Consider the following 13736-nt stretch of genomic DNA (forward strand, 5'->3'; position numbering starts at 1 on the left):
TTATCTCTGTAAGGAAAATTTTTCATCACGCGCTTTTTGCAAAATGGCAAAATCATCTCCAGCATGATGAGATGAACGCGTTAGAGGATTGGAGGCCATATGTAAAAATCCTTTTACTTTACCAATCTTGGCAAAAGACTCAAATTCTTCAGGAGGCACAAAACGAACAACTGGATGATGTTTTCGTGTAGGCTGCAAATATTGTCCAATTGTCATAAAGTCAACATCAGCAGCGCGCAAATCATCCATCAATTGCAAAACTTCATTTCGCTCCTCCCCGAGGCCAACCATAATTCCCGATTTTGTAAAAATTGTTGGATCAAGTTCTTTAACACGTTGTAACAAACGAATTGAATGAAAATAACGTGCCCCTGGACGGACCTTCAAATATTTAGAAGGAACTGTTTCTAAGTTATGATTAAAAACATCAGGCTTAGCAGCAACAACAACTTCTAAAGCGCCATCCTTATGACGAAAATCAGGTGTAAGAACTTCAATTGTTGTTTTAGGAGTTTTTTGACGAATCGCATAAATAACTTTTGCAAAATGCTCAGCACCACCATCAGCAAGATCATCACGATCAACAGATGTAATGACAACATGTTTTAATTCCATCCTTGCAACAGCATCAGCGACACGTTCTGGCTCATTATCATCAACGGCAAGTGGAATACCTGTTGCAACGTTACAAAAAGCACAAGCACGCGTACATATTTCACCTAAAATCATAAAGCTAGCATGCCTCTGGCTCCAACATTCGCCAATATTAGGACAACCAGCTTCTTCACATACAGTCACTAGCTTATGCGTACGTACAATACCATGTGTTTCCTTATAAATTGGTGATGTTGGCGCTTTTACACGAATCCAATCTGGCTTTTTTTGAACGCTTGTATCAGGACGATGTGCCTTTTCAGGATGACGCAATCGTCTATTTGCAACTCTATCAACAACCGTAACCATTTAAGCCTTTGCCTTATAAATACGAAGTAACAATCAAAAATATAAAACTTTTCATACAATCCAGTCATCAAGCGTTTAAAACTTGACCATAAGCATCTAATACACTTTCTTTCATCATTTCCGATAAGGTCGGATGTGGAAAGACAGTATGCATTAATTCTTCTTCTGTTGTTTCAAGATTCATAGCAATAACAAAACCCTGTATCAATTCTGTTACCTCAGCCCCTACCATATGGGCCCCGAGAAGCTGTCCTGTTTTTTTATCAAAAATCGTTTTTACTAACCCCTGATCTTCACCCAAAGCAATCGCCTTACCATTCGCAGCAAAAGAATAACGACCAATCCGTATATCATAACCTGCTTCTTTTGCTGCCGCTTCTGAAAGCCCTACAGAGGCAACCTGTGGTGTACAATATGTACACCCTGGAATTTTTCTTTTATCAAGTGGATGAGCTCTTTTCAAACCTGCAAGATGCTCAATACATATCACACCTTCTTCTTCTGCTTTATGGGCCAACATAGGAGGGCCTGCTACATCACCAATAGCATAAATACCTTCCACCCCCGTCCAACTCCATTCATCAGTTACAATGCAGCCGCGATCGGTTTTTATTCCCAAAGCTTCTAAACCAAGATTCTCAATATTACCTTGCACCCCAACAGCGGAAATCAACCGGTCAACAGTTATTGACTCTATTTTACCTTGAACATCAATATGTACACTTACAGAATCGGAAGATTTTTCAACCTTTGTTACTTTTGCTTGACGAAGAATACGTAAACCTTTTTTCTCTAACTGTTTACGAGCAAACGTTGAAATTTCAATATCTTCAGCAGGCATGATATGGGGCATCATTTCAACAACAGTTACTGTCGCCCCCATATCATGATAAAAAGAAGCAAATTCAATGCCAATAGCCCCAGACCCTATAACCAAAAGCGATTTTGGCATTGCTGGCGGTATCATAGCTTCAAAATAAGTCCAAATGAGTTTTCCATCTGGCTCAATACCAGGAAGGACACGAGGACGTGCGCCCGTTGCAATAATGATATGCTTTGCTTGATAAGTTCCCTCCCCTAACGTCCCTTTAGGGACTGGATTTTGCGGTTGCATAATCGGTTTGGAGGATGAAGAAACCATAATTTCCGCAGGAAGGCTTCCCTTTGCTTCTTTAGTAAGCTTTGCTTCACCCCAGATAATATCAATTTTGTTTTTTTTCATTAAAAAACCAACACCAGCATTTAAACGTGCTGAAACACCCCGTGAACGTGCCACAACATCTTTGATGTTTGCCTCAATTGAACCATTAATTTTTAATCCATAATTTGTCGCATGTTCAGCAAAATGTTTCATTTCCGCTGAACGTAGAAGGGCCTTTGTTGGAATACATCCCCAATTTAAACAGATCCCTCCCAAATGTTCACGTTCAACAATCGCAGTCTTAAAGCCACATTGTGCTGCACGAATTGCGGTTACATATCCGCCTGGACCTGATCCAATCACAATTACATCATAAAGATTTGCCACAGTAATTCCTCCATGGATATATAAAAAACGGATATGCATTTTTTGAACTTAAGACTGTAAAACAACATGAGAGAATTATCTTATGTCTTTGCTTTAAGCTTCACGTAAATGCTTTACCCAAACCAGAAATAGCAATAACATTGCTCTTTAAACTCTTTAAATTTGTTTCTATTCTCCTAACACGCTTTCTCACAATTTACGTGAAGAACTGTTAAACAGTTCAAACCAACATTGCTAATGGATTTTCAATCATCTTCTTAAAAGTCCGCGCGAGCTCTGCTGCTAAAGCACCATCGACAGCACGATGATCCGCAGAAAGCGTAACTGACATAACTGTCGCAATAACTAATGCACCATTTTTAACAACGGCGCGTTGCTCCCCTGCACCAATCGCAAAAATCGTCGCATGCGGTGGATTAAGAATAGCCGAAAAACTTTTTATACCATACATCCCCATATTTGATACAGCTGTTGTTCCACCCTGATATTCTTCCATTTTTAACTTGCCCTCGCGCGCACGCTTTGCAAAATCCTTCATCTCTTTGGAAATAAGTGATAACGGCTTTTTCTCTGCATGGCGAATAATTGGTGTAATTAATCCATTGGGAATAGAAACAGCAACCCCAACATCACAATGTTTATGATGAAGCATCCCGCCTTCAAGCCAAGAAACATTCGCATCAGGAACCGCTTTCAAAGAAAGTGCGACAGCTTTGATCACCATATCATTAACAGAAAGCTTATAAGTAGGCTGAGTTTCTTCCTGCCCCTTAACCATTGGAGCAGCAGCATTTAGTTGTGTACGCAGTGCTAATAGCGCATCAAGTTCACAATCTACCGTTACATAGAAATGTGGGACTCTCTGTTTTGATTCCACCAAACGTGTCGCGATTGTTTTACGCATATTATTATGGGGAGCGAAGCTATATTCATCCTCTTTGAAGAGTTTCAATATCTGTTTGTCCGAAGCACCTGTAGCTATTAGCTCCCCTATCGATGATGAATAAGACACTTTAGACATATCGCTGCTCACAGCTTTTTCTACATCGCGCTTAATAATACGCCCATGCGGACCACTTCCAGAAATAAGGGATAAATCAAGACCTGCCTGAGATGCTAATCGCCGCGCTAAGGGAGAGGCAAAAAGACGAGCTTCCTTTTTATCTTGCTGTATTAATTGCCCAGTTGATGATTCGTGAGACATTTTTATTCCCTTTGAGTCCGTCTGTTTCAGAGAATCTGTCTGTTTGATGCCCTCTGGTTTTTGTCTTGTAGAAGAAGAGATTTCTTCTGCAACTTTTGCAGCTTCAGCTAAATCTTCACCTTCTTCTGCTAAAACAACAATTAAAGCATTTACTTTAACGCCTTGTGTTCCAGCAGGAACAACAATTTTAGCAACCCTACCTTCATCAACGGCTTCGACTTCCATTGTCGCTTTATCCGTCTCAATTTCAGCAATAACATCACCAGAGGAAACCTTATCTCCCTCCTTAATATTCCATTTTGTTAAATTTCCCTCTTCCATCGTAGGGGAAAGCGCTGGCATTGTAATTTTAATGGGCATTATGCTTTCCTCCGTTATGCTCTGTATGTCACAGCCTTAACGGCCTCAATAATTTCAGCAGTATTAGGCAAAGCCAACTTCTCAAGATTAGCGGCATAAGGCATCGGAACATCTTTACCAGAAATCGTAGCAATTGGTGCATCAAGATAGTCAAAAGCCTGCTGCATAACACGCGTTGCTATTTCAGTTCCCACAGATGACTGAGGAAATCCCTCTTCAATTGTTACCAAACGACCTGTTTTTTTAACTGACGAAAGAATTGTTGGAAGATCCATCGGGCGAATGGTTCGTAAATCAATCAATTCAACATCAATACCAAGTTTTTCAATTTCTGGTAACGCTTGAACAGCATAATGCATCCCAATTCCACATGCAACAATCGTCACATCTTGTCCAGACTTATGAATACGTGCCTTACCAATAGGCAAAAGAAAATCATCCAGTTGAGGAACATCAAATTGATGCCCATACAAAATCTCATTTTCAAGGAAAATAACAGGATTATCATCACGAATAGCAGATTTCAGCAAACCTTTTGCATCTGCAGCACTATAAGGCATGACAACTTTCAAACCTGGTACATGACTATACCATGCAGCATAACATTGAGAATGTTGAGCACCAACACGGGCAGCCGCGCCATTGGGACCTCGGAAAACCATAGGAGCGGTCATTTGTCCACCAGACATATAACGTGTTTTGGCTGCTGAGTTAATAATTTGGTCCATCGCCTGCATCGCAAAATTAAAGGTCATAAACTCGACAATAGGACGTAACCCACCAAAAGCAGCCCCGACAGCCAGCCCAGCAAAGCCGTGTTCTGTAATTGGGGTATCAATAACTCGGCGTTCTCCGAATTCTTCCAACAAACCTTGACTAACCTTATAGGCACCTTGATATTGCGCGACTTCTTCCCCCATAAGAAAAACTGTTTCATCACGCCGCATTTCTTCAGCCAAAGCCTGATTAAGCGCTTCACGAACTGTCATTGTAACCATTTGTGTTCCCGCTGGAATATCAAAATTAAGAGATGTATCAAAAGTAGGAGCAGCCTGCGGAACTGACAAAGGCAGAGAAAGAGCAGATTCCTTAGTTTTTTGTGCTGTATCAGTAGGTTGCGAAATATCCTCAGCACGCTCACCTTCTTCTAACAAAATTGCAATAACAGTGTTAACCCTTACGCCTTCTGAACCTTCAGGCACAAAAATTTTACCAAGAGTACCTTCATCAACGGCCTCTACTTCCATTGTAGCCTTATCCGTTTCAATTTCAGCAATAACATCGCCAGAGCTAACCTTATCACCTTCTTTCTTGAGCCATTTAGACAGTTTACCTTCTTCCATAGTTGGTGAAAGCGTCGGCATCAAAATATCAATAGACATACTTGCTTCCCTCGCATCAAACTAAAATATCAGTATAGAGCTCAGAAGCATCTGGCTCTTGATCACTTTGTGCAAAATCTACCGCATCAGCAACAATTGCACGGACCTCTTTCTCAATAGATTTTAAATCGTCTTCGCTCGCCCAATTTTTTTTAAGAATCCGACTTTTTACTTGATCAATCGGATCGTGCTCCTCTTTTATTTTTTGGACTTCTTCCTTTGAACGATATTTTGCTGGATCAGACATGGAATGACCACGATAGCGATAGGTCTGCATATCAAGAATGATCGGTCCTTTACCTGAGCGTGCCCAAGAAATTGCTTCATCAGCAGCTCCTTTTACTGATCGAACATCCATACCGTCAACAACAATACCTGGAATTTCAAAAGAAAGACCACGTCGTGAAAAATCAGTTTCTGCAGATGCACGTGAAACTGACGTTCCCATAGCATACTGATTGTTTTCAATAATATAAACAACGGGAAGCTTCCAAAGTGAAGCCATATTAAAACTCTCGTAAACCTGCCCCTGATTTGCAGCACCATCACCAAAATAAACCAATGTCACATTATCTTTACCAAGGTACTGATTCGAAAATGCCAAACCTGAACCAATGGGAACCTGCGCACCAACAATACCATGTCCCCCATAAAAGTTCTTTTCTTTAGAGAACATATGCATCGAGCCACCTTTCCCTTTGGAAAAGCCACCTTGACGTCCCGTTAATTCTGCCATAACACCACGCGGACTCATCCCAACCGCTAACATATGACCATGATCACGGTAAGACGTAATAACCTGATCACCTTCTTTTGCCGCTTTCAATGTTCCTATAACAACGGCTTCCTGACCAATATAAAGGTGACAAAATCCCCCAATAAGCCCCATACCATAAAGTTGTCCTGCTTTTTCTTCAAAACGGCGAATTAAAAGCATTTCACGATAAGCATCAAGTTCTTCTTCTTTTGTAAAATCTGCTATTGGTGCTTTCTTTGTGGTGCTTGATAATGCAGTGCGCGCCACCGACGCAGAATTTTTTTTAAGTTGTTCTGCCATATTAAACTCCCTTTTATGATTATTTAGGAATAACCTTTACGAACAAAAGTTACAAGCCTTATCAATCCGGCTTAAACAATATCATTGCTGATTGTTGTTTAAATTAAGCGATTTTTCATTTACCTTTAGTATCAATTTCAAGGTATTAAGATTGTCAGTTCATTTGGCTTAGAAAAGTTCAAATTCTTTCGGACATACTCATCCAACATATCTTTTTCTATATGCCCGTTGCGTAAAAGAGAAATACGCTTTTCCATGAATATCCGCTCAGCTTCTATTTTATGAAGCTCCTTTTCTAATTCGCTAATATGCTGATTAACTTCACTGCGTGAATACAATCCATACTCACCATGATAAATGTGATAACTGAAATAGCTTAAGACTCCCACCGTCATAAGAGGTAGTACAAAGCGTACTTTGATTGATCGACGTTTCTGCTTTGTCCACATAAAATAGCACAGTCTTTACAGCAAAATTTCTTGATATTTTGCCCAACTATGCATGATTTTGATTAATACCTCATTACCAAATCTACACCAAAATAATTTGTTATTTCAATTTATCCCCCCCCTTAATACGATCAAAGTAAGTTGAATGCCTCACTTTTTATATTATAAATATTGGATATCCTCTAATTTGTAGATTTTTTCCCAAAATTTCCTGTTAAAATAAAGATAAAATCAATCAATGCCCAAGGTACAGTTATAAGCCCCCCTAATCCCAGAGACATTATAGTTATAAGAAACATAGCAAGAGCCGTTCCCAGTTTATTTGCCATAAAGCGGTGAATCCCAAAAGCCCCGAAAAAAAATTAAGATTGCCAAAGCCAATCTTGATTGTTCTAATATTTTTCGATGAAAAATAGGGATAACAGACTTAATGCTATCTCCTTCACATACAAAATCAATCGCATCATCTATATTAGGCGCTTTTTTCCCTAACCAATCCTCACGCAAAAATTGGTAACGCTTGCCATCATCTCCCGAAACGAGATAAGCCTCTCGATCACGACCAATAATCTTACCTTTCATCCTTGCCCACCTATAAAGCTGCTCCTTATGTGTTATTCATAAAGAGATTATTTCTAAATTCAATAATATGCGAATTAACCTCACGGTATAAATAAAACGCATAAAAACTATGATAAACGTGTAATTGAAATAAGTTTGAAGCCCCCCAATAATCCAATGTTTCCCGCTGCTATAAGCTGCAACCTAAAGTACGCTGTAATTGATTTGCGCCTTTGTATTACCCATATAAAATAGCACTGTCCTTTTCAATATTTTTATTCAACTGTGCACAGTCTTTTAATCTCTCCTTAAAAAGGTATAGAGACATAGTTCGGCATTAATCAACTTAATATATTTATAAAAATAAAAAGCGGGCTAAATTACCTTTTTTATTATAAGATTTTCACAAATCTGTAATCTGATTCCCATCTTTATCCGTAAATCTTCCACCAAGAATGACTATAAAATCAACAATTGCCCAAATGCCGGTAATTATCAATCCAAACAATGATAAAGATAAAACGAGCATTAAAGTACCCGTCCGAACTCTCCCAACCATAAAGCGATGAACACCAAAGATACCTGCAACCCAACAAAGCAGTGCGAACATTATCTTTGTGTTCTCTGTACCTGATCTCAACAATGGAAAAACAGAACTGACAACACCCCCTTCATAGACAAAATCAACCGCATCACCAATCCTTGGTGGTTTCTTTCCCAACCAATCCCAAGTCGCAAACTGATAACGCTTACCGTCATCACCCGAAACGAGATACATTCCTTGATCTTGAGTAATAATCACACCTCTCATCTTAATCCCTATAAATTTAAATACCCATAAAATTACTATGCATATGCCTTTGATAAGAAATCTCAATTTCATAATCTAAATGATCTTATACTTTCATATTTTTTGCTCACAACTATACACGATATAAATCACCAGCATAATGCGCTTGGGCTCCTAGCATTTCTTCAATACGAATAAGTTGATTGTATTTTGCTAATCTATCCGAACGTGCAAGAGAACCTGTTTTAATTTGTCCACAATTCGTTGCAACAGCAAGATCTGCAATGAAAGAATCCTCTGTCTCGCCTGAACGATGAGATATAATGGCACGATAACCTGCTTTATGTGCTACTTCTACAGCATCGAGTGTTTCACTCAATGTACCAATTTGATTAACTTTTATGAGAATAGAATTGCCTACCCCCATTTTGATACCATCACGCAAACGTGCTGAATTCGTTACAAACAAATCATCGCCAACAAGCTGACATTTTTCTCCAATTGTGTCAGTAAGTAGCTTCCAACCTTCCCAATCATCCTCTGCCATTCCATCTTCAATTGTAATAATAGGATAATTTTTCACAAGATGCGCTAAATAATCTACCTGCTCTTGGATGTCTCGGCATTTCCCCTCACCTTTATAAAAATACGAACCATTTTTATAAAATTCGGTTGAAGCACAGTCTAAACCAATGGCAATTTGTTCACCTGGTTTATAACCACATATCATGATAGATTCCATAATAAAATCAATTGCTTGATCAGCACTTTTAAATTGAGGAGCAAAACCACCTTCATCACCAACATTGGTATTATAACCCGCATCTTTTAAACGCTTTTTCAATGCATGGAAAATCTCAGCGCCATAACGGATAGCTTCTTTTACAGTAGGAGCTCCTATAGGAATAATCATAAACTCTTGAAAATCAATCAAATTATCAGCATGAACACCACCATTAATAATATTCATCATGGGGGTTGGAAGAATATGCGCTTGTGTACCACCAATATAACGATACAAAGGTAAATTTAATGAATCCGCAGCTGCTTTTGCAACAGCTAATGAAACACCAAGAAGCGCATTGGCACCAAGACGGGCTTTGTTTGGCGTTCCATCCAAAGCAATCATTGCTTGATCAATAGCAATTTGATTTGTTGCATCCCGCCCACCAAGTTCTTCAAGAATTTCGCCATTAACTGCAGCAACCGCTTTTTCAACACCTTTCCCTTGATAGCGCAAACCACCATCACGAAGCTCTATAGCCTCGTGTGCTCCTGTTGAAGCTCCCGAAGGAACCAGAGCGCGACCAAAAGCTCCATTCTCCAAATGAACATCAACTTCTACCGTTGGATTACCACGGCTATCAAGAACTTCACGCCCAATGATATCGACAATTATAGTCATATGTGTTTCCTTATCCAATAAAAGTCTCGATTCATTTATAATGCCCTATTAATGAAATATTTTTTCTCTTCTCAGCTCAACTTTTTTGACAGATAATCAAATTCCATTAAAGTCTCAAGCAATCTTTGTAAATCATCAACTTTAACCATATTAGGTCCATCAGAAGGTGCATTATCTGGATCTTGATGTGTTTCTAAAAAAATACCAGCTACCCCAACAGAGACAGCTGCACGCGCTAAAATTTCAACAAATTGACGCTGCCCACCAGATGAAGCCCCCTGCCCCCCAGGTTCTTGAACAGAATGCGTTGCATCAAAAATAACAGGAGCACCAAATGAACGTAAAATAGGCAACGAACGCATATCAGAAATAAGTCGGTTGTAACCAAATGACGTGCCTCGCTCACAAAGCATAACATTCGGATTACCACTGTAAACAACCTTTTTTAAAACATTCTCCATGTCCCACGGCGCTAAAAACTGACCTTTTTTAATGTTAATAACACATTCTGTTTTGGCGGCTGCTACCAAAAGATCTGTTTGACGACATAAAAAAGCCGGTATTTGTAAAATATCAACTGTAGAAGAAACAATTGTACATTGCTCTTCTGTATGCACATCAGTTAATATGGGACAATTAAACTCTTTTTTTAAATCAGAAAAAATGGACATTGCTTTTTCAAGACCAATACCACGTGCCGCCCCCAAAGAGGTTCTGTTGGCTTTATCGTAACTTGATTTATAAACAAACCCGATACCAAGCTGATCGGTAATTGTTTTAATACGACCAGCCATTTCAAAAGCATGATCACGACTTTCCATCTGACACGGCCCTGCAATTAATGAAAGAGGCATTTCATTTGAAAAAATCATATTTCCAACTTTCACACGGGCATTTGGTTTAGTCATTTTATCCCTCAAAAGCAAAGTAACCCAATTTATGCATTAAACTAATCGACTTTGTTCTACAGCAGCTTCAATAAAAGAAGAAAAAAGCGGATGTGGATCAAAAGGACGGGATTTTAATTCTGGATGATATTGAACACCAATAAACCATGGATGATCTACATATTCTATCGTTTCTGGTAAAATACCATCAGGAGACATCCCAGAAAAAATCAAACCACACTGTTCTAACTTATCCTTATAATCAATATTGACCTCATAACGATGACGATGTCGCTCGACAATCTTGGTCACCCCATAAATTTGAGCAATATGACTCTCTTCTTTTAATTCAGCAGCAAAAGCACCAAGGCGCATCGAACCGCCGAGATCACCATTTCTTGTACGTTTTTCAAGGACGTCTCCTTTAAGCCATTCTGTCATTAAACCTACAATTGGATTGTCTGTTTCGCAAAACTCACTCGATGAAGCATTCTCAATCTGTGCAATATTGCGCGCAGCTTCTATACAAGCTAATTGCATCCCAAAACAAATCCCTAAAAATGGAACTTTACGCTCTCGCGCAAATTGAATTGCTCGAATCTTCCCTTCTGCCCCTCGTGCCCCAAAAGCACCTGGAACCAAAATTCCATGGGCTTTTTGTAAAGCTGAAACAGAATCTTCTTTTTCAAAAAGCTCCGAATCAATCCACTCAATATTAACCTTCACTCTATTCGCTAAACCACCATGCGCAATCGCTTCAATAAGAGATTTATAAGCATCCTTTAAGCCCGTATATTTTCCCACAACAGCAATCGTAACTTCTCCTTCAGGATGGTGAATACGATGCGTAATATCTTCCCAACGATCCATCTTGGGGGAAGGTGCCGAATCGATTCCAAAAGCGCAAAGAACTTCAGAGTCCAAACCCTCCTTATGGTATGCCATAGGAACATCATAAATTGTTGGCATATCTAATGCCTGAATGACTGCATTGGAGCGAACATTGCAAAAAAGTGATAATTTGCACCGTTCTGTTTCTGGAATAGATCGATCTGCACGTACAAGCAAAATATCAGGAGAAATACCAACTGCTTGCAATTCTTTGACAGAATGTTGTGTTGGTTTCGTTTTTAATTCACCTGCTGAAGGAATATAAGGCATTAATGTGAGATGGACATAAACGACATTTTGTCTCGGTAGCTCATTGCGAAGCTGACGAATCGCTTCTAGAAAAGGCATTGCTTCAATATCACCAACCGTTCCACCTATCTCACACAAAACAAAATCAAATTCTTCATTTCCCATCGTAATGAATCTCTTAATTTCATCCGTAACATGAGGAATAACCTGGACTGTTGCCCCCAAATAATCACCACGCCGCTCTCGTTCAATGATATTGCGATAAATACGCCCTGTTGTAATATTATCTTGGCTATTTGCAGAACGCCCAGTAAAACGCTCATAATGACCAAGATCAAGATCCGTTTCTGCACCATCATCGGTTACAAATACTTCACCATGTTGATAAGGTGACATCGTACCTGGATCAACATTTAAATAAGGATCAAGTTTGCGAAGACGTACGCGATAGCCACGAGCCTGTAATAACGCTGCTAACGCCGCCGCTGCGATGCCTTTTCCAAGGGAAGAAACCACACCACCAGTAATAAAAACATAACGTGCCATGGGCTTATGGTGATAAGCAATTTATAATGATTTTTCCAGCAAAAAATGCAAAAAGAAACAATTTTCCTTCTAAAATAAAAAAGGCGAAAAAATCACCTTTTTTAAAAAGTCTATGTTTTCTTAAAAAACTATTTTGTACTGTTATCGGGAACTGTATTTTCAAGAACCTGAGGAACTGGACTTTCTACTTCAGGATTTGTGAACTGTTTCTGTTCCTGCGAAGAATTCGAAGTGCCTCCTAGCTGTTCAAGAATAGAAGGGGGAGTCTCACCATCTGATGATGGGACTGATCCTGAGTCTTTATTGGTAGAATTCTGCTCTGAATTAACTGGTATACGCTTTAAAATATCAGAACTAGAATTTGATATATTACTCACCACGGTAAGTCCAATAGATACAACAAAAAAACAACAGGCTAAAATAGCAGTCAAACGTGTTAAAGGGTTTCGAGATCCACGAGTTTTCATCAACCCTGAGCTATTACTCACACCTAACCCACCACCTTCTGAAGGTTGAATTAATATAATACCAACCAAAGTAATCACAATCAAAAAATGAATAACTATAAGTACTGTTTGCATAAACCCTGCTCTTTAAATAACTCTTTAATAGCTATTTACACATAAATAACGCACAATCCAAGGGGAAACTCAAATTTCTCTGCTATAGTTTACGACAAACATCGCAAATAGTTAAAAAATCAATCGCTTTTAAGCTTGCTCCACCTATCAAAGCACCATTAACATGAGCAATGCTTAAAAGCTCAAATGCATTGGATGGCTTTACGGATCCACCATAAAGCAAACGTATCTTATTGCCTTCATCACCAAAACGAGAGCGCACCCTATCACGAATGAAATGATGTACTTTTGCAATATCTTCTGGAGTCGCTGTGTTGCCGGTGCCTATCGCCCAAACTGGTTCATAAGCGATAATGGTATTCTCTGCTGTTGCATCATCTGGGAGAGATTCTTCAAGCTGCTGCGTGAGAATATCCAGTACTTTATTATTATTACGCTCCTCCAATGTTTCACCAATACATACAAGAGCCACAAGACCTGCTCGCCACGCAGCTTGCACTTTGGCACAGACAATCGCATCATTTTCCTGGTACACTGTACGACGTTCTGAATGCCCAATAATAACATGACTTGCTCCCGCTTCTTTAAGCATAAAAGCTGAAATATCTCCAGTATAAGGACCATGATCATCAAAGTGACAATTTTGTCCTCCCAAAAGGAGATTTTCACCATTCAGCGTATTAGAAGCACGCGATAAAAGCGTTGCTGGAACACAAATAAGCGCCTCAAAAAGATGACCTAGATCAGAGCTAACGCCTGTAGCAATAGCACGCAACTCTCCAAGCGATTCACTCGTTCCATTCATTTTCCAATTTCCAGCAAGAAAAGGCCGAATATTTTGAGACATATTTTCACCTCAAGAGCTTTTACAATACATTGTTTA

General features: G+C 39.3%; 14 protein-coding genes. All 14 read right to left on the bottom strand.

Annotated elements, in window-relative coordinates; genetic code table 11:
- Entirely contained in the window at positions 1-963 is a 963-nt protein-coding gene (gene lipA, locus ACFIQE_RS04685; RefSeq protein WP_375611273.1) for a lipoyl synthase, read from the bottom strand.
- A 67-nt stretch (positions 964-1030) separates the two neighbouring features.
- Positions 1031-2491: a dihydrolipoyl dehydrogenase gene (gene lpdA / locus ACFIQE_RS04690; protein WP_375707323.1), complete on the bottom strand. Its 1461-nt coding sequence runs from the start codon at positions 2489-2491 to the stop codon at positions 1031-1033.
- A gap of 220 nt (positions 2492-2711) precedes the next feature.
- Positions 2712-4055 (bottom strand): pyruvate dehydrogenase complex dihydrolipoamide acetyltransferase, encoded by a 1344-nt coding sequence (locus tag ACFIQE_RS04695; protein ID WP_375707324.1) that lies wholly within the window; start codon positions 4053-4055, stop codon positions 2712-2714.
- Positions 4056-4069: 14 nt separating this feature from the next.
- On the bottom strand, positions 4070-5437 hold the full coding sequence (locus tag ACFIQE_RS04700; protein WP_375620767.1) for a pyruvate dehydrogenase complex E1 component subunit beta: 1368 nt from the start codon (positions 5435-5437) through the stop codon (positions 4070-4072).
- A gap of 16 nt (positions 5438-5453) precedes the next feature.
- Positions 5454-6494 carry a pyruvate dehydrogenase (acetyl-transferring) E1 component subunit alpha gene (pdhA, locus tag ACFIQE_RS04705; protein WP_375707325.1) on the bottom strand — a complete coding sequence of 347 codons (1041 nt, stop codon included), beginning with the start codon at positions 6492-6494 and terminating at the stop codon, positions 5454-5456.
- 137 nt (positions 6495-6631) lie between these two features.
- The gene (locus ACFIQE_RS04710; RefSeq protein ID WP_012754998.1) at positions 6632-6943 is read right to left on the bottom strand and encodes a septum formation initiator family protein; all 312 of its coding nucleotides are present in this window, start codon (positions 6941-6943) and stop codon (positions 6632-6634) included.
- A 182-nt stretch (positions 6944-7125) separates the two neighbouring features.
- Positions 7126-7272, bottom strand: a complete 147-nt coding sequence (locus tag ACFIQE_RS04715) for a hypothetical protein (RefSeq protein WP_375707326.1) — start codon at positions 7270-7272, stop codon at positions 7126-7128.
- Positions 7262-7525, bottom strand: coding sequence for a hypothetical protein (locus tag ACFIQE_RS04720; protein WP_375707327.1), 264 nt, complete (start codon positions 7523-7525; stop codon positions 7262-7264). The genes ACFIQE_RS04715 and ACFIQE_RS04720 overlap by 11 nt, the downstream gene beginning before the upstream one ends.
- A 382-nt stretch (positions 7526-7907) precedes the next feature.
- Entirely contained in the window at positions 7908-8315 is a 408-nt protein-coding gene (locus ACFIQE_RS04725; RefSeq protein ID WP_375707328.1) for an NINE protein, read from the bottom strand.
- 112 nt (positions 8316-8427) lie between these two features.
- Positions 8428-9699 carry a phosphopyruvate hydratase gene (eno, locus tag ACFIQE_RS04730; protein WP_375630195.1) on the bottom strand — a complete coding sequence of 424 codons (1272 nt, stop codon included), beginning with the start codon at positions 9697-9699 and terminating at the stop codon, positions 8428-8430.
- Between the two features lie 71 nt (positions 9700-9770).
- Entirely contained in the window at positions 9771-10607 is an 837-nt protein-coding gene (kdsA, locus tag ACFIQE_RS04735; RefSeq protein WP_273791141.1) for a 3-deoxy-8-phosphooctulonate synthase, read from the bottom strand.
- Between the two features lie 36 nt (positions 10608-10643).
- Positions 10644-12272, bottom strand: coding sequence for a CTP synthase (locus ACFIQE_RS04740; protein ID WP_375611264.1), 1629 nt, complete (start codon positions 12270-12272; stop codon positions 10644-10646).
- Positions 12273-12400: 128 nt separating this feature from the next.
- Entirely contained in the window at positions 12401-12853 is a 453-nt protein-coding gene (gene secG / locus ACFIQE_RS04745) for a preprotein translocase subunit SecG (protein ID WP_375707329.1), read from the bottom strand.
- An 82-nt stretch (positions 12854-12935) separates the two neighbouring features.
- Positions 12936-13700, bottom strand: coding sequence for a triose-phosphate isomerase (tpiA, locus tag ACFIQE_RS04750; RefSeq protein ID WP_375612907.1), 765 nt, complete (start codon positions 13698-13700; stop codon positions 12936-12938).
- Positions 13701-13736: the final 36 nt, after the last annotated feature.

The organism is Bartonella sp. AA1HLJMS (genome assembly GCF_042197445.1).
Lineage (GTDB): Bacteria > Pseudomonadota > Alphaproteobacteria > Rhizobiales > Rhizobiaceae > Bartonella.

Excerpts from the sequence above, each read along its gene's own strand:
- ACFIQE_RS04725 (WP_375707328.1), bottom strand. The coding sequence starts at position 8,315 with ATGAGAGGTGTGATTATTACTCAAGATCAAGGAATGTATCTCGTTTCG.
- ACFIQE_RS04720 (WP_375707327.1), bottom strand. The coding sequence starts at position 7,525 with ATGAAAGGTAAGATTATTGGTCGTGATCGAGAGGCTTATCTCGTTTCG.
- ACFIQE_RS04700 (WP_375620767.1), bottom strand. The coding sequence starts at position 5,437 with ATGTCTATTGATATTTTGATGCCGACGCTTTCACCAACTATGGAAGAA.
- kdsA (WP_273791141.1), bottom strand. The coding sequence starts at position 10,607 with ATGACTAAACCAAATGCCCGTGTGAAAGTTGGAAATATGATTTTTTCA.
- ACFIQE_RS04710 (WP_012754998.1), bottom strand. The coding sequence starts at position 6,943 with ATGTGGACAAAGCAGAAACGTCGATCAATCAAAGTACGCTTTGTACTA.
- eno (WP_375630195.1), bottom strand. The coding sequence starts at position 9,699 with ATGACTATAATTGTCGATATCATTGGGCGTGAAGTTCTTGATAGCCGT.
- lipA (WP_375611273.1), bottom strand. The coding sequence starts at position 963 with ATGGTTACGGTTGTTGATAGAGTTGCAAATAGACGATTGCGTCATCCT.
- pdhA (WP_375707325.1), bottom strand. The coding sequence starts at position 6,494 with ATGGCAGAACAACTTAAAAAAAATTCTGCGTCGGTGGCGCGCACTGCA.
- ACFIQE_RS04695 (WP_375707324.1), bottom strand. The coding sequence starts at position 4,055 with ATGCCCATTAAAATTACAATGCCAGCGCTTTCCCCTACGATGGAAGAG.
- ACFIQE_RS04740 (WP_375611264.1), bottom strand. The coding sequence starts at position 12,272 with ATGGCACGTTATGTTTTTATTACTGGTGGTGTGGTTTCTTCCCTTGGA.
- tpiA (WP_375612907.1), bottom strand. The coding sequence starts at position 13,700 with ATGTCTCAAAATATTCGGCCTTTTCTTGCTGGAAATTGGAAAATGAAT.
- ACFIQE_RS04715 (WP_375707326.1), bottom strand. The coding sequence starts at position 7,272 with ATGGCAAATAAACTGGGAACGGCTCTTGCTATGTTTCTTATAACTATA.
- secG (WP_375707329.1), bottom strand. The coding sequence starts at position 12,853 with ATGCAAACAGTACTTATAGTTATTCATTTTTTGATTGTGATTACTTTG.